General features: G+C 69.0%; 22 protein-coding genes and 2 pseudogenes. 10 read left to right on the forward strand and 14 right to left on the reverse strand.

Annotated features, from left to right (window positions below; translation table 11 throughout):
• The first annotated feature begins 116 nt into the window (after window positions 1-116).
• A complete protein-coding gene (locus IE307_RS39255) occupies window positions 117-1805 on the forward strand; it encodes a cellulase family glycosylhydrolase (RefSeq protein WP_229905515.1) in 1689 nt (562 codons plus the stop codon).
• Window positions 1806-1847: 42 nt separating this feature from the next.
• Here the strand turns inward: IE307_RS39255 and IE307_RS39260 are convergent, their stop codons facing one another.
• The 3 genes from IE307_RS39260 to IE307_RS39270 form a co-directional block, all read right to left on the reverse strand.
• Complete coding sequence (locus IE307_RS39260; RefSeq protein WP_191304551.1) at window positions 1848-3326, reverse strand: glutamate-cysteine ligase family protein; 1479 nt, start codon at window positions 3324-3326, stop codon at window positions 1848-1850.
• An 84-nt stretch (window positions 3327-3410) separates the two neighbouring features.
• Window positions 3411-4070: a 4'-phosphopantetheinyl transferase family protein gene (locus IE307_RS39265; protein WP_268250460.1), complete on the reverse strand. Its 660-nt coding sequence runs from the start codon at window positions 4068-4070 to the stop codon at window positions 3411-3413.
• Window positions 4067-4885, reverse strand: coding sequence for a metallophosphoesterase family protein (locus IE307_RS39270; RefSeq protein ID WP_191304552.1), 819 nt, complete (start codon window positions 4883-4885; stop codon window positions 4067-4069). Before IE307_RS39270 ends, IE307_RS39265 begins: the two co-directional genes overlap by 4 nt.
• Before the next feature lie 674 nt (window positions 4886-5559).
• Here IE307_RS39270 and IE307_RS47130 point away from each other — a divergent pair.
• A pseudogene (locus IE307_RS47130) lies at window positions 5560-5958 on the forward strand (transposase); the annotation flags it as partial.
• A 664-nt stretch (window positions 5959-6622) separates the two neighbouring features.
• Here the strand turns inward: IE307_RS47130 and IE307_RS39280 are convergent.
• From IE307_RS39280 to IE307_RS39310, 7 genes are all read right to left on the reverse strand, one after another.
• Window positions 6623-7798, reverse strand: coding sequence for a sensor histidine kinase (locus tag IE307_RS39280; RefSeq protein ID WP_191304554.1), 1176 nt, complete (start codon window positions 7796-7798; stop codon window positions 6623-6625).
• 13 nt (window positions 7799-7811) lie between these two features.
• Window positions 7812-9554 (reverse strand): sodium/solute symporter, encoded by a 1743-nt coding sequence (locus tag IE307_RS39285; RefSeq protein WP_191304555.1) that lies wholly within the window; start codon window positions 9552-9554, stop codon window positions 7812-7814.
• A complete protein-coding gene (locus IE307_RS39290; RefSeq protein ID WP_191304556.1) occupies window positions 9551-9952 on the reverse strand; it encodes a DUF485 domain-containing protein in 402 nt (133 codons plus the stop codon). The genes IE307_RS39285 and IE307_RS39290 overlap by 4 nt, the downstream gene beginning before the upstream one ends.
• Window positions 9949-10842 (reverse strand): LytR/AlgR family response regulator transcription factor, encoded by an 894-nt coding sequence (locus IE307_RS39295; protein WP_191304557.1) that lies wholly within the window; start codon window positions 10840-10842, stop codon window positions 9949-9951. The genes IE307_RS39290 and IE307_RS39295 overlap by 4 nt, the downstream gene beginning before the upstream one ends.
• Before the next feature lie 245 nt (window positions 10843-11087).
• Window positions 11088-11375, reverse strand: coding sequence for a hypothetical protein (locus tag IE307_RS39300; RefSeq protein ID WP_191304558.1), 288 nt, complete (start codon window positions 11373-11375; stop codon window positions 11088-11090).
• A 211-nt stretch (window positions 11376-11586) separates the two neighbouring features.
• The gene (locus tag IE307_RS39305; RefSeq protein ID WP_191304559.1) at window positions 11587-14073 is read right to left on the reverse strand and encodes a DEAD/DEAH box helicase; all 2487 of its coding nucleotides are present in this window, start codon (window positions 14071-14073) and stop codon (window positions 11587-11589) included.
• 10 nt (window positions 14074-14083) lie between these two features.
• On the reverse strand, window positions 14084-15433 hold the full coding sequence (locus IE307_RS39310; RefSeq protein ID WP_191304560.1) for a glutamine synthetase family protein: 1350 nt from the start codon (window positions 15431-15433) through the stop codon (window positions 14084-14086).
• A 196-nt stretch (window positions 15434-15629) separates the two neighbouring features.
• On the opposite strand from IE307_RS39310, the gene IE307_RS39315 reads away from it, so the two are divergent.
• Window positions 15630-16310 carry a MarR family winged helix-turn-helix transcriptional regulator gene (locus IE307_RS39315; RefSeq protein WP_229905516.1) on the forward strand — a complete coding sequence of 227 codons (681 nt, stop codon included), beginning with the start codon at window positions 15630-15632 and terminating at the stop codon, window positions 16308-16310.
• 586 nt (window positions 16311-16896) lie between these two features.
• On the opposite strand, the gene IE307_RS39320 is transcribed toward IE307_RS39315, so the two are convergent.
• Together IE307_RS39320 and IE307_RS39325 are read right to left on the reverse strand one after the other, a co-directional pair.
• Complete coding sequence (locus IE307_RS39320) at window positions 16897-18246, reverse strand: pyridoxal phosphate-dependent decarboxylase family protein (RefSeq protein ID WP_191304561.1); 1350 nt, start codon at window positions 18244-18246, stop codon at window positions 16897-16899.
• A gap of 51 nt (window positions 18247-18297) precedes the next feature.
• The gene (locus IE307_RS39325) at window positions 18298-20496 is read right to left on the reverse strand and encodes a glycosyl hydrolase family 95 catalytic domain-containing protein (RefSeq protein ID WP_229905517.1); all 2199 of its coding nucleotides are present in this window, start codon (window positions 20494-20496) and stop codon (window positions 18298-18300) included.
• Window positions 20497-20702: 206 nt separating this feature from the next.
• Here IE307_RS39325 and IE307_RS39330 point away from each other — a divergent pair, with 206 nt between their 5' ends.
• The 4 genes and pseudogenes from IE307_RS39330 (at window position 20703) to IE307_RS47140 (ending at window position 23082) form a co-directional block, all read left to right on the forward strand.
• Window positions 20703-21389: an energy-coupling factor ABC transporter permease gene (locus tag IE307_RS39330; protein ID WP_191304563.1), complete on the forward strand. Its 687-nt coding sequence runs from the start codon at window positions 20703-20705 to the stop codon at window positions 21387-21389.
• Window positions 21386-21670 (forward strand): PDGLE domain-containing protein, encoded by a 285-nt coding sequence (locus IE307_RS39335; RefSeq protein ID WP_191304564.1) that lies wholly within the window; start codon window positions 21386-21388, stop codon window positions 21668-21670. The genes IE307_RS39330 and IE307_RS39335 overlap by 4 nt, the downstream gene beginning before the upstream one ends.
• A 41-nt stretch (window positions 21671-21711) precedes the next feature.
• Window positions 21712-22305, forward strand: a pseudogene (gene cbiQ / locus IE307_RS47135) (cobalt ECF transporter T component CbiQ); the annotation flags it as partial.
• The gene (locus IE307_RS47140) at window positions 22294-23082 is read left to right on the forward strand and encodes an energy-coupling factor ABC transporter ATP-binding protein (RefSeq protein WP_229905527.1); all 789 of its coding nucleotides are present in this window, start codon (window positions 22294-22296) and stop codon (window positions 23080-23082) included. The pseudogene cbiQ and the gene IE307_RS47140, both read left to right, overlap by 12 nt.
• Here IE307_RS47140 and IE307_RS39345 read toward each other — a convergent pair.
• On the reverse strand, window positions 23061-23576 hold the full coding sequence (locus tag IE307_RS39345; RefSeq protein ID WP_229905518.1) for a TetR/AcrR family transcriptional regulator: 516 nt from the start codon (window positions 23574-23576) through the stop codon (window positions 23061-23063). The two genes, IE307_RS47140 and IE307_RS39345, sit on opposite strands and share 22 nt — an antisense overlap.
• Window positions 23577-23650: 74 nt before the next feature.
• Here IE307_RS39345 and IE307_RS39350 point away from each other — a divergent pair, with 74 nt between their 5' ends.
• Together IE307_RS39350 and IE307_RS39355 are read left to right on the forward strand one after the other, a co-directional pair.
• The gene (locus IE307_RS39350) at window positions 23651-24067 is read left to right on the forward strand and encodes a nuclear transport factor 2 family protein (protein ID WP_191304567.1); all 417 of its coding nucleotides are present in this window, start codon (window positions 23651-23653) and stop codon (window positions 24065-24067) included.
• A complete protein-coding gene (locus IE307_RS39355) occupies window positions 24067-24966 on the forward strand; it encodes a phosphotransferase (protein ID WP_191304568.1) in 900 nt (299 codons plus the stop codon). The genes IE307_RS39350 and IE307_RS39355 overlap by 1 nt, the downstream gene beginning before the upstream one ends.
• On the opposite strand, the gene IE307_RS39360 is transcribed toward IE307_RS39355, so the two are convergent.
• Window positions 24963-25691 carry an RDD family protein gene (locus IE307_RS39360; RefSeq protein ID WP_191304569.1) on the reverse strand — a complete coding sequence of 243 codons (729 nt, stop codon included), beginning with the start codon at window positions 25689-25691 and terminating at the stop codon, window positions 24963-24965. The two genes, IE307_RS39355 and IE307_RS39360, sit on opposite strands and share 4 nt — an antisense overlap.
• Window positions 25692-25710: 19 nt before the next feature.
• Between IE307_RS39360 and IE307_RS39365 the strand changes: the two genes are divergently transcribed.
• Window positions 25711-26718, forward strand: coding sequence for a stage II sporulation protein M (locus IE307_RS39365; RefSeq protein WP_191304570.1), 1008 nt, complete (start codon window positions 25711-25713; stop codon window positions 26716-26718).
• Window positions 26719-26799: the final 81 nt, after the last annotated feature.

The raw sequence follows: 26799 nt of genomic DNA on the forward strand, positions 1-26799 counted from the left end.
TTCCGGTCGCCCGAATTTGTTGACACGGGCAGTGGTCTAGTGCTGTGATCTGTTAGGAAACCTTCTTAACTAAATCGCCGCCGCGCCCTGCTGTTCCCCTACACAGGAGGCACCCCGTGCCCAGATCCCTGTTGTTGGTCGTCCCGGCAGCGTTAGCGCTGTCCGTCGTCCCGGCCGTCGCGGTCGCCGCCCCGGTCCAGTACCAGGCGGAGACCGCGACCATCTCGAACGGCCTCGTCGAGTCGAACCACGCCGGCTTCACCGGTTCCGGCTTCGTGAACTACGACAACGAGGTCGGCAGCTCCGTCGAGTTCACCGTGAACGCTACGGCCGCCGGCCAGGCGAACCTCACGTTCCGGTTCGCCAACGGCCAGACGGCCAACCGCCCCATGGACATCTCGGTCAACGGCTCGGTGGTCGCGAGTCAGCTGTCGTTCCCGAGCACGGGCGCGTGGACGTCGTGGACCACCAAGTCCACCTCGATCACGCTCAAGGCAGGCACCAACAAGATCAAGACGGTCGCGACGACGTCCAACGGCGGCCCGAACCTGGACCGCGTGGACGTCGACGCCCAGGGCGGCGGCACGCCGGACACCGTGGCACCCTCGGTTCCCGGCAGCCTGCGCTCCACGGGCACCACCGCGTCCTCGGTGACGCTGGCGTGGAACGCGTCCACGGACAACGTGGGCGTGACGGACTACGTGCTGTCCAACGGGCAGACGGCGACCGGCACCACGCACACCGTCTCCGGGCTCACGCCGGACACCTCGTACACGTTCACCGTGCAGGCGCGGGACGCGGCGGGCAACCTGTCCGGGGCGTCGAACTCGCTCTCGGTGCGCACCCAGCCGGGCACTCCCGGCGGCACCAGGCCGCACGACATCAACGGCCTTCTGCGCGTGTGCGGTGTGCAGCTGTGCAACCAGTACGGCAAGCCGATCCAGCTGCGCGGCATGAGCACGCACGGCATCCAGTGGTACCACCAGTGCTCCAAGTCCCAGTGGTGGGACGCCCTGGTGAACGACTGGAACGCGGACTTCATCCGCGTCGCCATGTACATCCAGGAGGACGGGTACGAGACCGACCCCCGCAAGTTCACCGACCTGATGCACGGCTACATCGAGGAAGCCACTCGTCGCGGCATCTACGTCCTCGTGGACTGGCACCAGCTCTCGCCCGGCGACCCGAACTACAACCTGGCGCGCGCCAAGACGTTCTTCACGGAGATCGCCAACCGGCACAAGGACAAGACCAACATCATCTACGACATCGCGAACGAGCCCAACGGCACGTCGTGGTCGCGGGTCAAGTCCTACGCCGAGCAGATGATCCCGGTCATCCGGAACATCGACCCGGACAGCCTCATCGTCTCCGGCACGAACGGCTGGTCGACGTTCGGCCACTCCGACGGCGACAGCCCGTCCGAGGTGCTGAACAACAGGGTCAACGCGACCAACTTCATGTACTCGTTCCACTTCTACGCCCAGGCCCACCGCGACGAGTACGTGAGCGTCCTGGACCAGGTGTCGAGCCAGGTCCCCGTGTTCGTGACCGAGTTCGGCACGCAGGCGGCGTCCGGTGGCGGCTCGAACGACTTCACCATGTCGCAGAAGTACGTCGACCTGATGGCCCGCAAGAAGATCTCGTGGGCCAACTGGAACTTCTCCGACGACGGCCTGACGGGGGCGGTGTTCAAGACCGGCACCTGCTCGGGCACCACCTTCGCGGGCACGAACGTCCTGAAGCCGGCCGGTGTCTGGGTGCGCGAGCGCATCCGCACGCCGGACAACTTCCCGACTTCCTGAGCTGGAACGGGGTGTGACCGCGTGCGGTCACACCCCGTCTTCTTACGTCAGCGGCCAGGTGTGCACGGGTTCGTTGGCGTGCATCAGATCCACATAGGTCCGCAGCATCGTGCGCAACGCGTCCGCGCGGTCCATGTGCGTGTGGTCGTAGTGCCGGTGGAACTCGCGGGCCTGCCAGGTGGCGCCGTTCACGCCGCTGAGGCACCGCTGCTCGATGACGCCCAGCAAACGATCCCGCTCGGACGAGTCGACGCCCCACCGGATGAGGCCCTCGTGCGCCAGTGGCAGCAACCGGCGCAGCACCAGTTCGACCACCGGCACCGTGCCGACGCCCGGCCAGTACATCTGCGCGTCCATGCCGTTGCGCGAGGCGGCGTTGAAGTTCTCCTCAGCGGCCTGGAAGCTCATCTGCGACCACAGTGGACGTTCGTCCTCCGCCAGCGCGCGCACCAGCCCGAAGTACAGGGCGGCGTTGGCCAGCGTGTCCACGACCGTGGGCCCGGCGGGCAGCACGCGGTTCTCCACGCGCAGGTGCGGGCGGTCGCGCACGACGTCGTAGACCGGCCGGTTCCAGCGGTAGATGGTGCCGTTGTGCAGCTTCAGCTCGCTCAACGAGGGCGTGTCGCCCTTGTCGAGCACCGCCAGCGGGTCCTCGTCGTCGGTGATGGGCAGCAACGCGGGGAAGTAGCGGACGTTCTCCTCGAACAGGTCGAAGATCGAGTTGATCCACCGCTCGCCGAACCACACGCGCGGCCGCACGCCTTGGGCCTTCAGCTCGTCGCCGCGGGTGTCAGTGGCCTGCTGGAACAAGGCGATGCGGGTCTCGCGCCACAGCTCCTTGCCCAGGAAGAACGGCGAGTTCGCCCCCACCGCCACCTGCACGCCCGCGATGGCCTGGGCGGCGTTCCAGTAGGCGGGGAACTGCTCGGGGCTGACCTGCAGGTGCAGCTGCGTGCTCGTGCAGGCCGCCTCGGGGACGATCGAGCTGGCCGTGAGGTGCAGGCGCTCGACGCCGTCGATGGAGATCTGCAGGTCCTCGCCCCGCGCGGCCAGCACCTGCTCGTTGAGCAGCGCGTAGCGCGGGTTGCCCGACAGCAGGTCCGGTGAGATGTCGCTCGAGCGCAGGGTCGGCAGGATGCCGTTGATGACCATGTGCGCGCCGACCTCGCGGGCCTTCTGCTCGGCGTCGTTGAGGCTGCGGCGGACCGTCTCCTCGAACGCGGTGATGCCGCCGCCCGCGAGCCTGCGCGGGGCGACGTTGATCTCGATGTTCCACTGGCCGAGCTCGGTCACGAAGTCCGGGTCGTCGATGACCTTCAGGGCTTCGTGGTTCTTCATCGCCGGATCGGCGTTCTCGTCGATGAGGTTGATCTCGATCTCGAGACCGGTCATCGGCCTCTCGAAGTCGAAGCGGGCTTCACGCAGCATCCTCGCGAACACGTCGAGGCACCGGCGCACCTTGGTGCGGTACCGCGTGCGGTCCTCGCGCGTGAACTCGTGCTTCGCGACGTCCTCGCCCATGGTGGCCTCCCGGCGGTCGAGGGTTCACCCCACCATCGTGCACCATGGTTGATCAATCCGACACTCGTGTGTCTTGTTCCGGAACTAAACGGACAGACCTCCCGCGGGCACGGCGATCGACGTGACGAGGACGTCGCCCTGCACGAGCCAGCGGCCGTCGAACCCGGTGATCGGGCTGTCGGGCAGCAGGATGCGCGAGTGGAACGTGCCGTCGGCGCCGAGGGTGATGTCCGCGTCCTCGAACCCGAGCCACCGCCGCGTGACCGGGAACCAGGCCTTGTAGGTGCTCTCCTTGGCGCTGAACAGCAACCGGTCCCAGCAGATCTTCGGGTCGGCGGCCCGAAGACCGGGCATCCTGTCGAGCTCGGCCGGGATCGCGATCGCGCCCAGCACGCCGTCCGGCGCGGGCTGGTGCGGTTCGGCGTCGATGCCGATCGTCGCGAAGTCGGAGGCCCTGGCCAGCGCCGCCGCCCGGTAGCCCTGGCAGTGCGTGAGGCTGCCGACGACACCTTCCGGCCACAGCGGTTCGCGCTTCGGGCCCGGCAGGATCGCGGCGGGGGCGACGTCGAGGCGCCGCATGGCCTCGCGGGCACACGCGCGGACCGTGCCGAACTCGAACCGGCGCTTGGCGACGGCGTTGCCGATCTGCGCCTCCTCCTCGGGGAAGAGCTCGACCGGTTCGGCGTCGTCGTACCGCTCCACCGCGGCGATGGGCGGGGGGAGGAGCTGTTCGAGCACGGTCACGACTCCCGAAGCACGTCGTGCAGCTTCACCCGGGTGGTGCCGCGCGGTTTCCACTCGCGCGGATAACCGAGCGAGACCTCGTCGAAGCGCACGCCGTCGTAGTGCGTCGTGCGGGGGATGTGCAGGTGGCCGTAGACCATCTCCACGGCGTTGAACCTCGTGTGCCAGTCGGCGGTCAGCTCCGTGCCGCACCAGAGCGCGAACTCCGGGTAGCGCAGCACGAACGTGGGGTCGCGGACGAGCGGGTAGTGGTTGATCAGCACGGTCGGGCCGGTGACCCGGCTGAGCCGCTCCTCCGTCTCCGCCACGCGCGCCTGGCACCACGCCTGGCGGGACGGGTACGGGTCGGGGTGCAGGAAGTACTCGTCGGTGCACACCACGCCGGCCTGGTGCGCGATGGCGAGGGCCGACTCCACGTCCGTGGCGCCCTGCGGCCGGAAGGAGTAGTCGTACCCGAGGAAAAGAGGACAGACGGTCACCGGCCCGTTCTCGCCGGGGAACGTCACGTACGGGTCCTCGGGAGTGATCACGCCGAGGCTGCGGCACAGCTCCACGAGCTGCTTGTAGCGCACCTCGCCGCGTGACTGGTTCGGGTCGTCCTTGGTGGTCCAGAGCTCGTGGTTGCCCGGAGACCAGATCACCTCCGCGAACCGCGGGCGGAGCTTGGTCAGCGTCCACTCGATGGACTCGAACTTCTCCGCGATGTCCCCGGCGATGATCAGCCAGTCAGCCGGGTCCGGGGCGGTGATCGCCTCCACGACGTCGCGGTTGTCCTGGTAGGAGACGTGCAGGTCGCTGGTGGCCAAGAGCTTCACGCCTCGACGGTACTTCCGGCGTCAACGGAGCGCGATCACCGCCGCCGCGTGACCGCGCTCTCACTCGATCGTGAGAGCGTTACCACGACCGGTTATCCGTTCGTCGCAGACAGTGCGCCACTCGTCTCAACAGGGTGAGCCGCGCATCGCCACCGCAGGCCCGTTCATCGCCTTTCACGTCTCGCCCACTTACCTGTTCAGTGACCACCTTCTTACTGTGAGCGCTGTCACCTGGCGGAAAAGTCCTGGCGGAGGACCACACGATGACCGACTCGCAGTTCGCTCGCACCCCGGACCCGCGCCTCGCGCGCCAGGTCCCGCCCCGTCAGCCCGCGCCCACACGCCAGGCGGCCACGGGCCAGACGCCGGTGAGCCGACCGGCGGCGTATGGCGCCCCGCGCCCGGCGACCGGGCAGATCCCCCCGCGCCAGGCGCCGGTGGGCCAGAACCCGGTCCGCTACGGCCAGCCGGTGGACCCGCGCCTCGCGGCGAACCCGTCGTTCCGCCGCACGGTGGGCGCCGAGATCGCACGCCACGGTCAGACCTACGCGGTCCCCCAGCGCCGCACCACGGCCGAGGACACCGCCCTGGCCACCCTGCTCCGCTCCCGCCAGCGCGCCGAGTCCGCCCGCCAGGACCCCCGGCCCGCCGACGTGACGCGCGCCGACTCGTGGATGCGCACGTCCGCGTGGCCCGAGACCAGCGTGGAGCCCGGCCGCGGTGACGTCATCGAGCAGCTCTCCGCCCGGTTGGTGCCGGCTGGTTTGTGGGCTGTTGTTGAACCGCTGATCCCGCCGGCCAAGGTGCGTCGGCAGGGGGGTGGGCGTGGGCGGGTGTCGAACCGGGCTGTGTTCACGGCGATTGTGTTCGTGTTGTCTTCTGGGTGTGCTTGGCGGCATTTGCCGGCGTCTTTTGGGGTGACTGTGCCCACGGTGCATCGGCGGTTCCAGGAGTGGACCGATTTGGGGCTTTGGGTTCGGTTGCGGCGGGCTGCTGCTGAAGGGGCTTGTGGGACTGAGGAGATCGACTGGATCCGGGCTGTGTTGGATGCTGCGGATCGTCGGGCTGCCAAGGCTGCTGGCTGACGCCTGTTGGTTTCGCCGGGGTCATCCTGAGGAAGGGTGGCTCCGGCGTTTTGTTTTGTGGGTGCGTTGCGTTCCAGCGGGGTGGTCGCCTGGCGTGCTGACTGTCGCCTTGCGTTGGTGGTTGCTCAGGCAGTGACGGACGGGTCGTTTTGTCGCCGCTGCGCGACGACTGCGATTGGGGCTTGACTTCGGGGCCCTTGCGAGACGCTGGTCGGCCGGAAAAAGCCGGGCTGAAAAGCGCCCGGCCGAGCGTGAGAGGGTAGCGTCTCGCACCCAAAGTCAAGCCCCAATCGCGAGCGTGCGTGGTTGCGTTGACACCGCACGTCACCTCATACGCTTACTAGGGCGGTAGAGGGTCACACGCCTCGGCTTCGCCATTGCCGTTGGCGGCCAGGTGCCTCGGCTTCGCCGTTGGCCTTGTCGTTCGGGAGGGACGCCTCGGCTTCGCCATTGCGGTTGGTGCTCGGCGGCTCGGCCTGCTCTGCCCTGCGCGCCACCTAGCTGCGCCCGCCGCGTCTCGCCTGCCCCGCCAAGCTCTCCCCGCACGCCCTCCCGGCCCCGCCAGCCCTATCTGGCCCGCTCCTGCTTGGCCCGCTCAGCCAGCCCGCCCCCACAGTCCAGCCCTTGCGCGTCGTCCAGCGGGCGGGCGGTCTCACATGTCGCTGATCCCCGCGTGGTACTTCGGCACCCGCACGGTGATCTTCGTGCCCAGGCCGCACGCCGTCTCCACGACCAGGCCGTACTCGTCGCCGTACACCCGGCGGAGTCGCTCGTCGATGTTGCCGAGGCCGATGCCTGCCGACTCGTCGACCTGGCCGGCCAGGGTGCGGCGGAGTTTTTCGGGGTCCATGCCGATGCCGTCGTCCTCGATGGTGATGTGGGCCTCGGCGCCGCCGTCGTCGGCGTAGATCTGGATGTGGCCTGGCTCCACCTTGCCCTCCATGCCGTGGCGGACGGCGTTCTCCACCAAGGGCTGGAGGCAGAGGAACGGGACGGTCACCGGGAGCACCTCGGGCGCTACCTGGAGGGTGACCTTCAGGCGTTCGCCGAAGCGGGCACGTTCCAGGGCCAGGTACTGGTCGATCGAGCGGAGCTCCTCGGCGAGGGTGGTGAAGTCGCCGTGGCGGCGGAAGGAGTAGCGGGTGAAGTCCGCGAAGTCCAGGAGCAGGGTGCGGGCGCGTTCCGGGTTCGTGCGGACGTAGGAGGCGATGGCGGACAGCGAGTTGTAGATGAAGTGCGGGGAGATCTGGGCTCGCAGGGCGCGGACCTCGGCTTCGACGAGGCGGGTGCGCGAGCGGTCCAGTTCGGCCAGTTCCAGTTGGCCCGCGGCCCAGCGGGCCACCTGGTTCGTGGCGCGGACGAGGCCCGCGGAGGCCTCGCGGGAGTAGGCGGCGAGGGTGCCCACCACGCGGCCCTCGACCGTCAGGGGGGCCACCACCGCGCAGTTGATCGGGCAGTTCGGTTCGGAGCAGCCGATGTCGAAGGCCTGGGTGCGGCCCGTCAGGAAGACGTCCTCGGCCTGGGTCATGGCGTCGGCCGCGTGGTGGTCGGAGACGCCCTCCCAGGCCACGACCTCGGTCTCGTCGGTCAGGGCGAGGGCAGGGGTGTCCAGCAGCGTGCGCAGGTGCCGGGCCGACTTCTTCGCCGCGTCGGGGACGAGGCCCGCGCGCAGCGGGGGAGCGGCGGACCAAGCCGTGTGCAGCGTCTCGTAGGTGACGCGCTGGGCCTCGGTGGAGAGCTGGTGCTTGTTGCGCGTGCCTCGCCACAGGACGAGGACGGCCGCTCCACCCACGACGAGGATCGCGGCTGCGGTGAGGAAGTCTTGCATCGGCGCGTCCTTCTCAGCTTCGCTCGTCGGCCGACGAGGGGCCGGAGCCGTCCAGCCCGAGGTTCTCGGGCGCGTGGAGCTTGACCATCGTGCGCTGCACGCCCGGTGGCACGTGCCGCTGGGTGAGCAGCGAGACGACGTACATCACGCTGAAGCCGAGCGGGACCGTCCACGCGGCGGGGCGGGAGAGCAGTACCTCGTACCAGGCGTCGCCGGTGTCGGTGAACATCGTGACGAGACCCGCGGTCAGGGCCGGCACACCGCCCGCGAGCATGCCGGCGATGGCGCCGACCGTCGTGATGCGGCTCGACCAGATCCCCAGCATCAGCAACGGGCACAGCGACGACGCGGCGACGGCGAACGCGAGGCCGACCATGTCCGCGACCGGCATGCCGGTGGAGACGAACGTCATCGCCAGCGGCACGAGGCCCGCCAGCACCGTGGAGATCCGGAACCCGCGCACACCGCCCAGCCGCAGCACGTCCTGCGAGAGCACGCCCGCGAGCGACACCACCAGGCCCGACGAGGTGGACAGGAACGCCGCGAACGCACCGCCCGCCACCAGGGCGCCGAGCAGCTCACCGCCGATGCCGTCGATCATCCGCGTCGGCAGCACGAGCACCACGGCGTCGGTCTGACCGGTCATCAGCAGCTCGGGTGTGTAGACGCGGCCGAGAGCGCCGTAGATCGGGGGCATCAGGTAGAAGAACGACAGCAGGCCGAGCACGATCAACGTCGTGCGGCGCGCCGCGGTGCCGTTGGGGTTGGTGTAGAAGCGCACGATCACGTGCGGCAGGCCCATGGTGCCCAGGAACGTGGCGATGATGAGCGAATACGCGCCGTACAACGGGAAGTCGGCGCCGCTCGACATCGGCAGCGACCACATCTCGTTGGTGTTGTGCGCCATTGTGGACAGATGGGGGACCGGTGCGTCCTTGGGGAACGTGAGCTCCGAGCCCTGCACGATGCGGTGGTAGCCCTCGGTCAGCACGAGGCCCGAGTCCCCGACGCGCACGCCGTCGACCTCGCCGGTGCCCCTGACGAGCACGGACTCCTCGACGTGGATCGTGGTCTGCCGCTGGAACGAGACCTCGGTGTCCTGCCGGAACGCCGGGAACTCCGGCTCGGTCAGCGAGCTGGCGCCGTGCACCTGCCACACGACGACCAGGAACAGGATCGGCACGGTGATCGCGGTGAGCTTGAGCCAGTACTGGAACGCTTGCACGAACGTGATCGACCGCATCCCGCCGGACATCACGTTCGCCGTCACGACCGCCGTGACGATCAGCGCGCCCACCCAGTCCGGCGCGCCCGTCACCGTGTTCAGCGTCAGGCCCGCGCCTTCCAGCTGGGGCAACAGGTACAGCCAGCCGATCGCCAGCGCCAGGATCGACGCGACCGCGCGCACACCCCGTGAACGGAAGCGGGCCTCGGCGAAGTCCGGCAGCGTGTAGGCCCCGGACCGCCGCAACGGCGCCGCGACCATCGTCAGCAGCACCAGGTACCCGGCGGTGTAGCCGACCGGGAACCACAGCATGTCCGGCCCGTAGGCGAAGATCAGCCCGGCGATGCCGACGAACGACGCCGCCGACAGGTACTCGCCGCCGATCGCGGACGCGTTCCACCACGGCGAGACGGTGCGCGAGGCGACGTAGAAGTCGGACGTGGTGCGCGAGACGCGGAGCCCGTAGGTGCCGACGAGGATCGTGCCCAGTGCGACGACCACCACCGCCACGATGGCGTAACCACTGGTCATGGACGTTCGACCAGCTCCGCGAACTCGCGCTCACTGCGCTCCGCCTGCCGCACGTAGAACCACCCGGCCAGCAGCAGCATCGGGAACGTCGCCACGCACAGCAGGAACCACGGCAGCCCGAGCCCGAGGATCCGGAACTTGCCCAGGTCGGGTTCGATCGCGAACAGCAGCGGCAGCAGGCCGAGCGCGCCGCACGTCACCAGGCACACCGACAGGCCCAGCCGCCGTTGCGCCCGGATCAGCGTGCGCATGTACACGGCGCCGAGCTCGCTCTGCTCGTTGATCTCCCGCGTGCCCGAGTACGGCCGGCGCGCACGGGGCGCCCGCGTGCGCGGGCTCGTCACCACCACGCGCTGGGTCGGCTTGGGGTCCGGCCTGGGAGGTGGCGGCGTCGTCACGACCCGAGACCGTTCCTCGGTTGCACAGCACCGTTGACGGGCGTGGGCCGCGCACGGCGGACGAGCAGCTGCCGCAGGTGCCGCGCGTGCCGGCGGCTGACCGGCAGCACCGCGCCGCCGATCGTGACGCTCAGGTGCCCCTCCTCCAGGCGCAGCTCGTCGATGTGGCCGAGCGACACCAGGTGGCTGCGGTGGATGCGGACGAAACCGGCGCTGCGCCAACGTTCCTCGAGACCGTTCAGCGCGGCGCGGACGAGACCGCTGCCGGTCGCGGTGTGCAGGCGGGCGTAGTCGCCGTGCGCCTCCACGTACCGGATGTCGGCGAGGCGGATGAACCGCGTGACGCCGCCGAGCTCGACGGGGATGACCTCGTCCCCCATCTCCGGCGGCGTGGAGTTCGAGGGCGGCGCGGGGGCCGGGGTGGTGGGTTCGGTGGCGGTCTTCGAGTCCCAGACCTCGTGCACGATGCGGTGCACGGACTCGGCGAGCCGCTCCTGGCGTACGGGCTTGAGCAGGTAGTCGAGTGCCTTGAGCTCGAACGCCTCCACAGCGGGCTGCTGGTGCGCCGTCACGAACACGACGGGCGGCGGCTGCGCGAACCGCGACAGCACGCGGGCGAGGTCGAGCCCGTCGAGCCCAGGCATGCGGATGTCGAGGAACACGGCGTCCAACGGCTGACCGGCGTCCATCGCGCGGTGCAGCACCCGCAGCGCCTTGGTCGCGTCGGTGACCGCTTCCACGTGGGCGATGCGCGGATCGGAGCGCAACAGATAAGTGAGGTCTTCCAGCGCCGGTGCCTCGTCGTCGACGGCGAGCACCCGCAGAGAGCGCTCGAGGCTGCCACGTCGATCCGGCCCCTCGCAGATGGGGCAGGGCAGACCTGAGGTCATTCGAGATCGAGTCCAAACTGTGTACGGCCGATCCTCACGTGGCGCGATTGGACCACGCTCGGTCATCGCGCGCCAGGTGAGCCGAGGGCGTCGGATACGCGATCATGCCCCCTCACGGAGGGTGACCCGTGGCGGGGGTCCGGTTGCGGGGCGTGTGCACAGCGAGCACCCCTCCCCACCCCGTGAACCCGTTCGGCCGCATCATCCGCCAGGTGGGCGACGTGCCGGAACCCTCCGATCGGGTGTCAGGACTGCCGGATCGCCCGAGGCTGGGCGGCCAGCGCGTCACCGAGCGTGATCTCCAGCTCGATGAACGACTCCTCCGCCCGCCGGGCGGCGACGCTCACGGAGGCGGCGGCGGCCGGGCCGACGAGTCTGCGGGTAGGCGCGCGCAGCGCCTGGATCGCCTCCGACCACTGGTTCGAGAGCTTGGCGAGACCGCTCAGCGCGTCCACGAGCTCCTCGGTGTTGTCCGGCGGCGACGCGACGATCTCTGCCAGCCGGTCGCGCAAGGCGTCCAGTGCCGGGTCCACTTCACTCCTCCAGTCGGACCGCGTCAGACATTTCCGCTGCAGTCCAGCGCCCTGATGTTGCCCCAGGACCGGCGACCGGTCAATCGATCGCACAGGGCGTCTCAACTGGGGCGTTCGCCGGTCCCGGCTTGATACGACGATCAGGTGACTTCGTCGTCGAGCCGATCCGAGGGGATCGCGTGCGGTGCCTCGCGGTGCGGGACGGCGGCGCTCAGAGGCGGCCGACGTCCGTGATCGTCACGACCGCCTCGCCCAGTTCGTCGGACGCCGCCAGGTCGACCTCGGCGTTGAAGCCCCAGTCCTTGTCCCCGGCCGGGTCCTCGAAGATCTGCCGGCACACCCAGCGCTCGCGCTCGACGTTGATGATCAGGAACGCCGGGCCGCGCGCGTTCGGGCCCGCGCCGATGTGCGAGTGCTCCTCGAAGTACGGGTCGAGGGCGTCCATCCACTCCTTGGCCGTCCAGCCGGACTCGTGGTCGAGCTCGCCCAGGGAGTACCAGTCGCGCTTCGCGGCCAGCTCCACGCGGCGGAACAGCGCGTTGCGGACCAGGACGCGGAACGCTCGGACGTTGCGGGTGACGGCGGGCGGGAGGTCGACGCGGACCTCCTCGACCGGTGCGTCCGGGTTGGTGAGCTTCTCCCACTCGTCGATCAGCGACGAGTCGACCTGGCGGACGAGCTCGCCCAGCCACGAGATCAGGTCGTTGAGCTCCTCGGTCTTCGCCTCGTCCGGCACCGTCTGCGACAGCGCCTTGTAGGCGTCGGCCAGGTAGCGCAGCACGAGGCCCTCGGAGCGCGCCAGGCCGTAGAACGCCACGTACTCCGTGAACGTCATCGCGCGCTCGTACATGTCGCGCACGACGGCCTTGGGGGACAGGTGGTAGTCGCCGACCCACGGGTGGCCGCGGCGGTAGGTGAGGAACGCGGCCTCGAGCAGTTCGCTGAGCGGCTTCGGGTACGTGACCTCGTCCAGCAGCTCCATGCGCTGGTCGTACTCGATGCCGTCGGCCTTCATCGCGCCGATGGCCTCGCCGCGCGCCTTGTGCTCCTGCGCGCCCAGGATCTGCCTCGGGTCGTCCAGGATCGACTCGATCACCGACAGCACGTCGAGCTCGTAGCCGGGCGCCTCGCGGTCGAGCAGTTCGACGGCGGCCAGCGCGAACGGTGACAGCGGCTGGTTCAGCGCGAAGTTGAACTGGAGGTCGACGGTGAGGCGGAAGTCGTCGCCGTCGCGTTCCACGACACCGGCCGCGACCAGTGCCCGGTACATCGCGAGGGCGCGGCGGATGTGCTTGAGCTGCTTCGGGCGGTCCTCGTGGTTGTCCTCGAGCAGGTGCCGCATCGCCTGGAACGCGCCACCGGCCGGGCGGCCGATGACGTTGAGCAGCATGGCGTGCGAGACCTGGAAGCTCGAGGTCAGCGGTTCGGGCTCCGCGCCGACGAGTCGTTCGAACGTCGACTCGCTCCACGACACGAACCCGTCGGGGGCCTTCTTGCGCACGACCTTGCGGCGCTTCTTCGGGTCGTCGCCCGCCTTGGCGAGCGCCTTGATGTTCTCGACCTCGTGCTCGGGCGCCTGCACGACGACCGTGCCGACGGTGTCGTAACCGGCGCGGCCCGCCCGTCCGGCGATCTGGTGGAACTCACGCGCCTTGAGGATGCGCGTGCGCGTGCCGTCGTACTTCGAGAGGGCCGTGAACACGACCGTGCGGATCGGCACGTTGATGCCGACGCCGAGGGTGTCCGTGCCGCAGATGACCTTCATCAGACCCGCCTGCGCGAGCTGTTCGACCAGGCGGCGGTACTTGGGCAGCATGCCGGCGTGGTGCACGCCGATGCCGTGCCGGACCAGCCGGGAGAGCGTCTTGCCGAACCCCGACGAGAACCGGAAGTTGCCCATCTTCGCCGCGATGGCCTCCTTCTCCGGCTTCGTCGCGACGTTGACGCTCATCAGCGACTGCGCGCGCTCCAGCGCGGCGGCCTGCGTGAAGTGCACGACGTAGATCGGCGCCTCACGGCCGTGGAGCAGGTCTTCGATCGTCTCGTGCAACGGCGTGGAGACGTACTGGAAGTTCAACGGCACCGGGCGCTGCACCGAGCGGACCACCGCCGTCGGCCTGCCGGTGCGGCGCGTCAGGTCCTTCTCGAAGAACGAGACGTCGCCCAGCGTCGCCGACATGAGCAGGAACTGGGCCTGCGGCAGCTCGACGATCGGCACCTGCCAGGCCCAGCCGCGGTCGGGCTCGCTGTAGAAGTGGAACTCGTCCATCACGACCTGGCCGACGTCGGCCGTGGCGCCGTCGCGCAGGGCGATGTTCGCGAGGATCTCCGCGGTGCAGCAGATGATGGGCGCCTGGTCGTTGACGCTGGCGTCGCCGGTCATCATGCCGACGTTCTCCGGCCCGAACACCTCGCACAGCGCGAAGAACTTCTCCGAGACCAGGGCCTTGATCGGCGCGGTGTAGAAGCTGCGCTGGTTGGCCGCCATCGCGACCAGGTGGGCGCCGATGGCCACCAGGCTCTTGCCCGACCCCGTGGGGGTGCTGAGGATGACGTTGGCCCCCGAGACGAGCTCGATGACCGCCTCCTCCTGCGCCGGGTACAGCGCCAGGCCGCGCTCGGTCGCCCAGTGGGAGAAAGCGTCGAACAGTTCGTCTTCGTCGGCGATCGAGGTGAGCCGGTCCGTGAGTGCAGTCATCGCAGGTGAACTATAGGTGGTACGCGTATTCGGTGAACTCCCAGTCGGTCACGAACCGCTGGAACCGGGCCACCTCCTCCCACTTGAAGTCCACATAGGACCGCACGAAGTCCTTGCCCAGCACGTCGACCATCGCCGTGTCCTCCTCCAGGTAGGCGAGGGCGTCCGGCAGCGTGGCGGGCAGCGTCGGGGCCTTGGACGGGTCGTAGCCGTACCCGGCGGACGGCCGCGGCGGCTCGATCTGGTCGCGGATGCCCAGGTAGGTGGCCGCGATGAGGCCCGCGATGCCGAGGTAGGGGTTCGCGCTCGCGTCCCCGAGCCGCAGTTCGAGCCGGGTGGTCTCGCCGCGCTCGGCCGGCACCCGGAGCATCGCGCTGCGGTTGTCGAGACCCCAGTCGATCAGCCACGGCGCGAGCGAGTCCGGCCCGAACCGCTTGTAGGAGTTGACCGTGGGGTTGAGCAGCGCGGCCAGCGCCGGGGCGTGCTTGAGGATGCCGCCGATGGCCCAGCGCGCCTCGTCCGACAGGCCGCTCGACGTGCCCGAGCCCTGGAACGCGTTGCGCCCGTCCTTCTCGTGGCACGACAGGTGCAGGTGGAACCCGCTGCCGCCGCCGTCGTTGAATGGTTTGGCCATGAACGTCGCGAGCCGGCCCTCCCGCCTCGCGAGCTCCTTGACGCTCGTCTTGAACCGGAACGCGCGGTCGGCCGCGTCCATCGCGGGCGAATGCACGAGGTTGATCTCGAACTGCCCACCGGCGTACTCGTGGTTGCCGCCGGTCGTCTGCAGCCCCGCGCTGCTGAGCGTGCGAAGAGTTCTCAACAGATGACCGTCTGAATCACCCCGGCGGCCGGTCGCGTACACGTTGCCGGGCTCGTCGCAGTAAGGCCGCCACCCGTTCGGGCGATCTTCGTCCGGTTCGCAGAGAAAATATTCCAGCTCGGGCCCGATGACCGGCGAGAGCCCGGTGGTCTCGAATATCTCCAGCGCCCGGCGCAGCACCTGCCGCGGCGACTCGTCGACAGGTCTTTCGTCGGCGGGGCTCACCGCGTCGCCGATGCACCACGCCACGCCCGGCTCCCACGGGATCGGGAGCAGTGTGTCGAGGTCGGGGACCACGATCACGTCGGGCAGCCCGGCGTCGAGCACACCCCCGTTCTCGGTGGTCTTGCCGCCCGGCGTCGTGCTGTACACGGCCCGGCAGAACGACAGTCCCCGCTGCGTAACCGCAGGTAGGTGCTCTACCAGCACGTCGCGGCCCCGGTCGGTGCCGAGGAGGTCCGGGAAGACGACGCGCACCACGTCGATCCCGTCCTCGCCGAGTCTCGACGCGAGCTCCCGTGTCACCTGTTCACCGACCACGTCGAACTACCTTTCCGGCACAGTGTGTCGCTGGCGCGGAGGGGATAACGTCGAGGGGAAAACGCTATCGACCCGTCCGTGGAGCAAAGACCACCATTGGTCCCCGTCGGGGCTCCACACTCATCGTCCACCACGGGGCAACAGTCCGTAACTGGACGGGTGACGACCGTCACGAGATCATGCACGATGTGGGATCGTGATCAAAGAGGTTGCGGATCGACTCGCACCACATCACAGACATAGTTCGGAACCGCAAGTATTGTGCCGGGAACACCTGAGCTCGAGCACGGGAGACTTTGAGTTGTCTGGTCACCACACGATTGCCGAGACCGAGAAAGCCGTCCAGGCCAAGCTCGGCGCGGTGCCGCTGCATCGCGAGCAGATGGCGGCGGTGTCGAACATCCACCGCGCCGCCACCGCGATCCGCCAGCACCTCGAGAACTCGGTGCTGCGCACCAGCGATCTGACCTGGACCGGCTTCGTCGTGCTCTGGGTCGTGTGGATCTGGGGCGAGATGGAGACGCGCTACGTGGCCGAGGAGGCCGGGATCTCCAAGGGGACCCTGACGGGCGTCGCCAAGACGCTGCAGTCGCGGGGGCTCCTGGAGCGTCTCGGGCACCCGACCGACGGGCGGCTGGCGGTTCTGCGGCTCACCCCCGAGGGTGAAGAACTGATGGCCGACCTCTTCCCCAAGTTCAACGAGGAAGAGGTGTTCGTCTCGGATCCGCTGGAGTCGTCTGAGGCTCAGTCGCTGGCTGAGATGTTGCGCCGGATGGTGACGCATCTCGAGGCCAACGGGGAGCAGCGGCGGCTGGATCTGCGCGGGGACACGGTGCTGCCGCCTCGGCGGTCCGGTCGGCGGGCCAAGCACGGCTGAGGCTGCGTCATGTTGGGCGACTCACGTGGGTGGGTCGCCCATTTCGGCGTTGTTTTTTGGTCTGGTTGGTCAGAGGGGCTGGGCCTGACCTGGGGTGTTGGTGCTCGGATCGTGTTGGGATCGTGCGGGTCGGCTTGGGTGGGTTGGTGCCGGTTCCAGCGGGGGTGGTCGCGTTGCTTGGCGGTTCGTCGCCTTGCGTTGGTGGTTGCGTTGGGTCGTGACGGACGGGTCGTTTTGTCGCCGCTGCGCGACGACTGCGATTGGGGCTTGACTTCGGGGCCCTTGCGAGACGCTGGTCGGCCGGTAAAAGCCGGGCTGAAAAGCGCCCGGCCGAGCGTGAGAGGGTAGCGTCTCGCACCCAAAGTCAAGCCCCAATCGCATGCGTGCTTGGTTGCGTTGACACGGCACGTCACCTCATACGCTTACTAGGGCGGTAGAGGTTCACACGCCTCGGCTTCGCCATTGCCGTTGGCGGCCTGGGTGCCTCGGCTTCGCCGTTGGCCTTGTGGTTCGGGAGGGACGCCTCGGCTTCGCCATTGCCGCTGGCGGCTGGTGGCTTGCCTTCGGCTTCGCCTGTTTTGGCTGGTCAGAGCAGGCTTAGTACCCGTGCGTGGAGCGTGTCGAGGTAGTCCTCGGACTCCGGCTTCATCAGCACGCTGCGGAGCACCCGTGCGCCGTCCGCGTCAGCGGTGACCTCGGGGTGCCTGGCTGCGAAGGCCGACTTCGAGGCCCTTGCCACGCTCAGGAAGATCGGGTCTACGGGGGCGTTCATGCCGGTGTCCATCACGCGGTGCGAGGCGGTGTCGATCGCGGAGAGCGTCAGCGGGGTCGTGCGCGGGAAGTACGTGACGATGTCCAGTTCGGGCTCCTGGTAGAGCTCCAGGGAGTCGGAATCGCGGATCATCGAGGCCCAGCGGACGGCCGTTCGCCTTCCGGCTGCCAGGACTTCGCCCAGGCCTTCGCGGGTCAGGGGGAGTAGGCGGAGGGTCAGCCAGAGGCCTGCTGCCGCTGCGCCGGCTCGGGAGCATTCGAGGCTGATCTCGCCCAGGTGCATCTCGTCGGACGTGAAGTACGTGTACGGGGAGTCGTGGAGGTAGAAGCGGCCTACTGAAGCGTCTCGGAAGAGGACTGCGCCGCAGCCGTAGGGTTGCAGGCCGTGTTTGTGGGGGTCGACTACCACGGAGTCGCAGTGTGCGATGGCCTGCCAGGGTTCGGGGGCCAGGTCTGTGCCTGCGAGCAGGGTGAAGAAGCCGCCGTATGCGCCGTCCACGTGCACGCGTGCGTCGTAGCGGCGTGCTACGTCCAGCACGAGGTGTACCGGTTCGATGGCGCCCAGAGCGGTGGTTCCCGGGGTGACCACGACTGTGCCGACCTTGCCGGTCTTCAGGAGGTCTTCCAGGGCGTCGAGGTCCATGCGGCCGAGGCCGTCCACGGGGACGGGGTGGCCCTCGATGTTGAGGACGCCGCACATGCGTGAGTGGGTGTAGTGCGCCTCGGAGGAGTAGGCGACGCCGCGGGTCGGGTGGAGTGAGCGGGCTACGAAGAGGGCTTCGAGGTTCGCGATGGTGCCGCTGGAGGTGAGGTGGCCGAGGTGCTGGTCGTCGTAGCCGAACATGGTGGCGAGGTCGGAGACGACCTCGCGTTCCATCGCCGCGGTGGCGGGGCCGCCGTCCAGGGCGTGGTTGTTCGGGTTGATCAGCATGGCCGAGAGGTAGCCCACGACCGCTGCCGGGTGCGGGGGTTTGAGCATCTGGCCCGCGTAGCGGGGGTGGAAGAACGGGTAGTTGTCGCGGAGGCGGTCCTGGAGTTCGGCCAGTGCCGAGCCGAAGAGGGCCGGGTCGACCTGCAGGGACGAGTGGGGTGTGAAGGCGCCGTACTCGGCCGTCCACTTCTCGTGGTTGGCCAGCGCCTCGTTGAGCCAGTGCTGAAGATCCACCGCGCACACCCCACTCGTTGCCACGCACGTCCTGATGTTCGAATTTGGACGTTACGGCAGACCCCAGCGCGAAGACGAGCCGTTGGCTTTCACATCACGTGCTGAGACGTCGGGGCGTGTGCCGCGGCGGGAGATGATGGCGCTCTGACCTCGGCGAAGCGGGATTTCGACGGCGGAGCCACGAATTTTGTGGTCCAGGCGGCGTCCCCAGGTGTCGCGGACGTCGATGTCGCCCGTTATTCCGTGCTCCAGAAGCAAAGGCGAGCCCGCCTCGGAATGAATCTTGACCCAGTCGGTGCGTCCGGCGGAGCGCGAAGCGTCCACAAGGAACGCTCCTTGCGTGCGCAACGACGAGATGGACGCATCGGCCCATGTGGACGAAACAGACGGGAAGACGCGTACGACGTTGTTGTGCGACTGGACCATCATCTCCAGCACGGCCTGAGCGGACATCAGGGGCGACTCGATCGCGAGGTTGCCGCCCTCGCGGTAGAAGGTGTTCTCGGTGAGCACGGCGTTCGTGCCGACCGGCTTGCGGTCGAGGAAGTGGCGCAGGAACGACAGGGCCTCCTCGGGCCTGCCTATCGCCGACGCCATCGCGGAGGCGGCGCCGTAGCTGTAGCCCGCCCACGCCTGCTGACGTGACACCCAGTGGTCGAACGTCCTGTCGATCAGGGCGCGGTGCTCCGGCATGTCGTACGTCAGTTCGCGCAGCGGGTAGAACCACAGCATGTGCGAGAAGTGGCGGTGCGAGTCGTTGAGCGCCACGTCCTTGCCGATCAACGCGCCGTCCGGACCCAGGTGGTACGGCACGAGCCGGTTCGCGATGTCGCGCCAGCGGGCGTTCTCCTCGATGGACAGCAGCGTGCGCACGCCCCAGCGGATGAGCGAGAGGTCGTACGTCGTGTCCGTGGCGTTCGCGTACTCCGGTGAGCGTGTCTCCGGCAGGTGCAGCTTGCCGTCGGTTCCCTCGACGAGGAACCGCGCGTAGTAGTTGACCGCCTTCGTCAGGATGGGGAAGAGGACGTCCTTGAGGATCTTCTTGTCCATCGTGTGCCGGTAGCCGAGCCAGACGTTGTGGCAGGCCCACAGAAGATTGCCCGTATGGTCGTTCGGCGCGACGCCCGGAACGCCGCAGTAGCGCGGTCCCGAACGCAGCGTGCGGTCGCCGGGGTGGCAGATCGCGTACGAGTTGCCGTCGCGGTAAGCCGGGTTCACGTTGAGCTCGAGGTTGTGCTCGAACCGCTTCAACGTCGTCGTCACCGCGTCGAGCTCGTGGTGGTTCGAGCCGTTGACCAGCGGGTACGAGATCTGGACGTTGAGGTTCCACCAGACGGCCGTCCAGCTGTTGCCCTGCTCGGGGAACCACGGGCCCCACTCGGAGATGACGGGCGCGTCCGCGCGCGTCGCCGCGGCCATCTTGTAGAGCTGCAACCAGTAGAAGCGCTGCACGAGCTTGTCCGGCACCGAGACCAGCGACTTCGCGAAGTAGGCGTTCCACCAGCGACGATGCTGCAGCGTCAGGACCTCGAACGGGATCGCCAGCGCCTGACGCACCTCGCGGATCGCGTCGGACGTATGCGTGTTCGCAGGGTGTGTGTACGCCACGTGGGCCGCGAAACGGCCGTTGCGGGTCTGCCAGGCCGTTGTGTAGCCACCGCCCGCGAGCAGCGGCTGTGCGGCGTAGGAGACGCCGTTGGCGGTGCCCAGGGTCGGCGCGGGGTTGGCCGTGTAGTCCGCCGGCCTGCGGATCTGCCGGGTCGTCGACGACTCCAGCGGCTGGAAACCCCAGGTCACGTCACCTCTTACCGACGCGAGGAACGTGCTGCGCGAGTTGTGCACGAGCATCGTGAACGTGGCGCTGCCCTGAGTCGTCGTCACCGAGCCCGTGAGCTCGGCGTTCCACAGGTCGAGCGTCCAGTCGACGGCGGTGATCGCGCCGGCGAACTGCAGGGTCAGGTACCCGATCGGCAGCCGGGACAGGCCGACCGCGGCCTCCCAGTGATCGCGCTGGTCCTGCACCTCGGAGTGGCTCAACATGAGTTTCAGCTCGTTCGCGGTGCGGCCCGCGTAGACCTGCACGCCGAGGAAACCGTTGGCGAGAAAGGGACTATCGCCCCAATTCGCCGGTAGCCGCCTCCATTCCATCCGGGCGTCGCGGACCACGTCCCGGTGCACGTTGTGACCCGATGTTTCGGGGATCGCCGGTGCCGCGACCGAGGTGCCCGCGCTGAGTGCGGAAGCCCCCACGGCCGCGCCAGTTCCGTACAGAAAGGTTCTGCGCGACAGCTCTGTCACTGTTCGTCCCTCCGTGCCGTGGCGGCGGCGGAACGGATCTAACCCGAGAAGTCATCCGATGACTAGCGCGGTGCTTGAGCGTTGACACAGATGTGTGAGCCAAATGTTGTTGCACAACCCTGGCCACAGCGGGGGAATGGCAATTAGCGTCTCGGCTCATGTCACCTGTTGCCATGCACATGAGCGACGGTCTCCTGAACGCGCCGGTGTCGATCGTCTTCCTCGTCGTAGCGGCGGTGGGCGTCGGCTTCGCGTTGGTCAAGGCCCGTGCGGACCTCGACGACCGCACGGCGCCGATGGCGGGCCTGGTGGCCACGTTCATCTTCGCCGTCCAGATGATCAACTTCCCGATCCTGCCCGGCGCCTCCGGGCACCTGCTCGGCGGCGCGCTCGCCGCGATCCTGGTCGGTCCGTGGGTCGGCGCGCTCTGCGTCACGATCGTGCTCGTGGTGCAGGCGCTGCTGTTCGCGGACGGCGGCCTGACGGCGCTGGGTGCGAACGTCACGAACATGGCGTTGATCGGCACGGCGACCGGGTTCGTCGTCGCCATCGCCTTGCGCAAGTTCGCCGAGAAGGGCAAGGGCGGTCTCGCGGCCGTCGCGTTCATCTCCGCGTTCGTCAACACCGTGGTCGCCGCCACCGGCTTCATCGTCGAGTACGCGATCGGCGGCGCGGGTGGCGTGGAGATCGGCAAGGTCGCGCTGCTGATGTGGGGCCTGCACGCGCTGATCGGCATCGGCGAGGGTCTGATCACCGCCGTCACGGTCACCTCGGTCGCGTCGATCCGGCCCGACCTCGTCTACCTGCTGAAGGGCAACACCAAGCCGCTGGAGGTGCGGTCGTGAGGAAGTTCTTCATCGGGTTCGCGTTCGTGTCGCTGCTGATCGCGGGAGTGCTGTCGTACTTCGCGTCCGGCGACCCGGACGGCCTGGACAAGACCGTCGAGGACACCGGCATCGCCGAGCACGCGCAGGAGCACCCGTTCTCCGGCAGCACGTTCGCCGACTACGCGCTCGGCGGCGACGACAAGTTCACCGGCCTCGCGGGCGTGCTCGGCGTGGTCGTGGTGCTGGCCCTGTCGTTCGGCCTGTTCTGGGTGCTGCGCAAGAAGTCCGACGCGCAGTGAGCGGCGCCCACGACGTCCTGCACCACGCCGGCGACTCGCCGGTGCACCGCCTCGCGCCCCACGTGAAGATCCTCGTGGCGTTCGGGGCGGTGCTGGGCGTCGTGGCCACTCCCCGCACGTGGTTCCCGCTGTTCGGCGTCTACCTGCTGGTGGTCGTCGCGGTGTGGTTCGTCGCGCGGGTTCCCCCGCTGTGGTTCGTGAAGCGCGCGGTGATCGAGACGCCGTTCGTGGTGCTCGCGTTCCTGCTGCCGATCTTCGGCACGGACCCGCGCACCGACTTCCTCGGCCTGTCCGTGTCGGTGGAGGGCTCGCTGGCGGGCTGGAACATCCTCGCCAAGGGCACCCTGGGCGTCCTGATCAGCCTGACCCTGGCCGCCACGACGGCGCCGGGGGAGTTGCTGCGAGGCCTGCAGACGTTGCGCGTGCCGGCACCGCTCATCATGATCGCCACGCTGATGCTCCGGTACGGCGAAGTCGTCGTGGGAGAGGCGAAACGCATGCGCGTCGCCCGCATCTCACGCGGTGACGACCCGCGGTTCCTGTGGCAGGCGGGCGCGGTGGCGCGGTCGGTCGGCACGTTGTTCATCCGGTCCTACGAACGCGGAGAGAGGGTGCACCTCGCGATGGTGTCGCGCGGCTGGACGGGAAGCCCGGGAGGGTCGGCGGCGGTCGTTGCCGAGGTCGCTGCCGCGCCCGCGCTGGAGGTCTCGAAGCTCGCCTTCGCCTACCCGGACGGGCACCAGGCGTTGTTCGGCGTCGACCTGCGGGTCGAGCGCGGCGAACGCGTCGCGGTGCTCGGCCCCAACGGCGCCGGCAAGACCACCTTCGCGTTGCACCTCAACGGAGTCCTCTCCGGCGGCTCCGGTTCGATCTCGGTCGCCGGGCTCGACGTGACGAAGAAGAACCTGCGCGAGATCCGCCGCCGGGTCGGACTGGTCTTCCAGGACCCCGACGACCAGCTGTTCTGCCCGACGGTCGCCGAGGACGTCGCGTTCGGGCCGCGCAACTTCGGCATGTCCGATGTGGACTCCCGCGTGCGGAAGGCGTTGAGCGCGGTCGGGATGGAGTCCGTGGCGGACCGCTCGCCGCTGCACCTGTCCGGCGGTCAACGCCGTCGCGTCGCGCTGGCCACGGTGCTGGCGTGCGCGCCGGAGATCCTGGTGCTGGACGAGCCCTCGGCGAACCTCGAACCGGTGGCCCGCCGCGAACTCGCCGAACTGCTGCTCTCGTTGGCGCCCACCATGCTCATGGTCACGCACGACCTGCCGTTCGCGCTGCAGATCTGCCCCCGCAGCGTGCTGGTCGACGACGGCGTGGTCGTGGCGGACGGCCCGACCCGCGAGATCCTCGCCGACGCGGCGCTCCTGGCGCGCCACCGCCTCGAACTGCCCTACGGCTTCCGGCTCGACTGAAGGCCGCGCAGCACGATCTCCAGCAACACCTGGGGATTCGCGCCTTCCTGCATGCTCTGCATGAGTCCCTTCATCAACGCGACCAGGTCCACGGCCGTGATGTCCGCACGCACCGCTCCTGCCTGCTGGGCGTCGGTGAGCAGGGTGCCGATCGCCGCCTGCATCGACTTGCGCAGCTCGGTCGGCACGGTGATCGCGTCGGACAGGTCGCGCTTCACCGCGGCCTCGTCGGCCATCCGGCCGAGGAACGCGAACAGCGCCGCACCCGGATCGTTCGACGGCTCGCCCGCCGTGGCGATCATCGCGGCCACCCGTTCCTCGGTGACGGCCTGGAACAGCGCCTGCTTCGTCGGGAAGTGGCGGTAGACCGTTCCCGGCCCCACCTCCGCGCGGGCCGCGATCTCGTCCAGCGGCACCTCGAAGCCCTGCTCCGCGAACAGCTCCCGTGCCGCTTCCAGCACCTTCGCGCGATTGCGCGCCGCGTCCGCCCTCACCGTTGCCAACCGGGGCGTGCGTTCCGTATCGTCCTAACCGGGGTCACCGTTCCGATTCTACTTGGGGAGACGACATGGCACGCACGCCCGAACAGATCGTCGAACACGTCCGCAGGATGGTGGCGGGGGAGGAGACGCACGGCCAGTTCGCCGACCTCTTCGCCGAGGACGGGATCATGGCCTACCGGTTCCCGACGCACCACCAGCCGGCGGAGATCCAGGGCCGCGAGGAGATCCGCGCGTACTTCGGCAAACTCCGCGGAGCCTCCGTGCGGGACAAGATCGAGGTGCGGAGCGTCGAAACGCAGTGCTGGCGCACCAACGACCCGGACGTGGCCGTGGCCGAGACCACCCACCGCGGCTGGTCGAAGGTGAAGCAGGACTACTACACCTTCACCGCCGTCGCGATCATCCACTTGCGCGACGGCGAGATCGTCCGCTACGACGACTACATGAACCCGCTGCTGCTGACGGAACTGCTGGGAGTCTGATGGACCTGTCCGCCTGGTGCTCCGCCGAACTGGGGAGCGCGGCGGCCGAGGTGTTCTACGAGCGCGTCTCGATCTCCTCGGTCTTCGGCGTGCGCCTGGCGGACGGGCGCGAGGTCTACGTGAAGACGCGCCAGGACGACGGCCGCGCGTCGTCGTGCCTGGCGGCGCAGACCGCGCTGGCGTCCCGGGGCTTTCCCTGTCCACGTCCTCTGACGCCGGTCGTGGTCGTGGACGGACTGGCCGTGCACGCCGAGGACGCGCTGCCCGGCGGCTCGATGCTGCCGGGCTCCTCTCCTGCCGTCGCCCGGCGCTACGCGGAGGTGTTCGCCCGGCTGATGGCGTTGCTGGAAGAGGTCACCGTGCCGCCGCCACTGCCTGCCCCGCGCTGGGCGAGGTGGGACCACGCGGACCCCGGACCGTGGCCGGCGATCGACTTCCTCGACGCGCGGGACCAGAGCGCGGTGCCGCCGTTCGTGACCGACACGGCGTTGCGGGTGCGGAAGCGCTTGCTGGCCACCGATCTGCCGTGCGTGCTGGGCCACGCGGACTTCGAGGCGCAGAACCTGAGCTGGCAGGACGGCGCGTTGCTGGCCGTGCACGACTGGGACAGCCTGGCGTGGCAACCGGAAGCGGCTCTCGTGGGGGCGGCCTCCGGAGCGTTCGCCAGCGCGTCACCGCCCGGGCTGGTGCCCGTGGGGAGTTCGGCGGCGTTCATCGAGGCCTACCAGGAGCTGCGCGGGCGTGCGTTCTCCGTGGAGGAGAAGGAAGTCGCGTGGGCCGCGAGCTTGTGGACCGCCGTGCACAACGCACGCTGGGAGGCGCTGCACGGCGATGCTCCGGTGTCGCTCGACGCCGTGCGGCAGCAGGGTGAGGAGCGGCTCCGCCTGGCGAACGCCTAACTCGCTCGACGACGACGCTCCGCCAGCACCGCCGACAGGTACGGGTGCGGATGCGTGTACTCGACCCGGGGCGACCGGATCGCCGCACCCACGTCGTCCGACAGCCGCGACCCCAGGTCCCACCGGGCCTGCTCGCTCAACTCGTGGTACCGGCTCAGGTACTGCCGCGCCGCCAGCACCAGGTCCTCCGGCAGCTGCGACAGGTCGAGCCCGGACGCCCACTCCGCGAGCTGCGGCGGCATCGTGGCGAGCTCCACCTCCTGCTTCGGCACGCGCGTGTGGATCACGACGGTGCCCGCGAGGTAGTCGCCGACCCGCTTGCCCTTCTCCGAGAACAGGGAGACGAACAGCGCGATGGCGCCGCCCAGGCCGAGGACCCAGAAGTCGACGATGAAGCCGCCGAGCGCGCGCACCAGGGCGTGGCGGAAGCGGATGGCGCCGCCGTCGTCGCGCACCACGCGCAGGCCCATCACGAGCTTGCCCAGCGAACGGCCGCGCGTGGCCGTCTCGACGGCGGTCGGGTAGCCGATCATCACGACGATCAGCAGCGAGATCGCGAGCGCCGACTGCAGCGCGCTGTCGATGTCGACCGGTGCCAGCACGAACACGAGCACCAGCAGGCCGAACTGCACGGCCACGTCGAACGCGAACGCGACCGCCCTGCTGGCGAGCTGTGCGACGCGCAGGTCCAGAACTACCGCTTCACCCGTGACTAGGTCCCCCACGCGGATAGTGTGACCCATCGTGGATCTGGACGTGTTCATCGATCGCCACCGCGAGTCGTGGCAGCGGCTCGAGGCGCTGGTCAAGCGGTCCGGGCGGCTCAGCGGCGCCGAGGCCGACGAGCTGATCGAGCTGTACCAGCGGGTGACGACGCACCTGTCGGTCGTGCGCAGCCAGACCCCCGACCCGGCCACGGTCGAACGGCTCTCGTCGCTGGTCGCTCAGGCGCGGTCGGTGCTCACGGGCACGCACACCCCGGCCTGGCGCACCTTCACGCGGTTCTTCACGCACCGGCTGCCCGCCGCGATCTACCTCGGCTGGCGCTGGTGGGTGCCGGCCGGCCTCGCGTTCTACCTGGTCACCGGGCTCGTCGCGGCCTGGATCGCGACCAACCCGGACGTGCAGGCGTCCATCGCCGCGCCGGACGAGCTGCGCGAGATGACCAAGGCCGGCGGCGGGTACGAGTCCTACTACTCCAGCGATCCCGCCGGGTCGTTCGCGGCGAAGGTGTGGACGAACAACGCCTGGGTCGCCGCCGCGTGCCTGTTGCTCGGCGTGCTGTTCGCGATTCCGCCGATCTACCTGCTCTTCACCAACGCCCTGAACGTCGCCGTCGGCATCGGGCTGATGTTCGGCGCGGGGCGGGGTGGGCTGTTCCTCGGGCTGTTGGCGCCGCACGGGTTGTTGGAGCTCACGGCGGTGTTCGTGGCGGCCGGTATCGGGATGCGGCTGGGGTGGCAGGTGATCGACCCCGGCAAGCGGACGCGCGCCCAAGCCCTTGCCGCGGAAGGACGATCGGTCGTGGCCGTGGCGCTCGGGCTCGTCGTGGTGCTGCTGGTGTCCGGTGTGCTCGAAGGGTTCGTGACGCCGTCCGGGCTGCCGACGTGGGCTCGTGTCGGCATCGGTGTGGTGGCCGAAGTGCTGTTCCTGCTCTACGTCTTCGTGATCGGGCGCCGGGCCGCGCGGCAGGGTGAGACCGGTGACGTGGACGCGAGCGAACGTGAGGACGTCGCGCCCGTCGCCGTTTAGGGTCTGTGCCGAATTCGATGGCAGTCGCGCTTGAGGTGGGTTCCTGGTGGTGCGGCCGGATGGCCCGCGTACCGGTGTTGT

The organism is Lentzea cavernae (assembly GCF_014653695.1).
GTDB lineage: Bacteria > Actinomycetota > Actinomycetes > Mycobacteriales > Pseudonocardiaceae > Lentzea > Lentzea cavernae.

Excerpts from the sequence above, each read along its gene's own strand:
- IE307_RS39305 (WP_191304559.1), bottom strand. The coding sequence starts at position 14,073 with ATGACTGCACTCACGGACCGGCTCACCTCGATCGCCGACGAAGACGAA.
- IE307_RS39285 (WP_191304555.1), bottom strand. The coding sequence starts at position 9,554 with ATGACCAGTGGTTACGCCATCGTGGCGGTGGTGGTCGTCGCACTGGGC.
- IE307_RS39350 (WP_191304567.1), top strand. The coding sequence starts at position 23,651 with ATGGCACGCACGCCCGAACAGATCGTCGAACACGTCCGCAGGATGGTG.
- IE307_RS39260 (WP_191304551.1), bottom strand. The coding sequence starts at position 3,326 with ATGGGCGAGGACGTCGCGAAGCACGAGTTCACGCGCGAGGACCGCACG.
- IE307_RS47140 (WP_229905527.1), top strand. The coding sequence starts at position 22,294 with ATGGTGTCGCGCGGCTGGACGGGAAGCCCGGGAGGGTCGGCGGCGGTC.
- IE307_RS39330 (WP_191304563.1), top strand. The coding sequence starts at position 20,703 with ATGTCACCTGTTGCCATGCACATGAGCGACGGTCTCCTGAACGCGCCG.
- IE307_RS39355 (WP_191304568.1), top strand. The coding sequence starts at position 24,067 with ATGGACCTGTCCGCCTGGTGCTCCGCCGAACTGGGGAGCGCGGCGGCC.
- IE307_RS39280 (WP_191304554.1), bottom strand. The coding sequence starts at position 7,798 with ATGCAAGACTTCCTCACCGCAGCCGCGATCCTCGTCGTGGGTGGAGCG.
- IE307_RS39295 (WP_191304557.1), bottom strand. The coding sequence starts at position 10,842 with ATGACCTCAGGTCTGCCCTGCCCCATCTGCGAGGGGCCGGATCGACGT.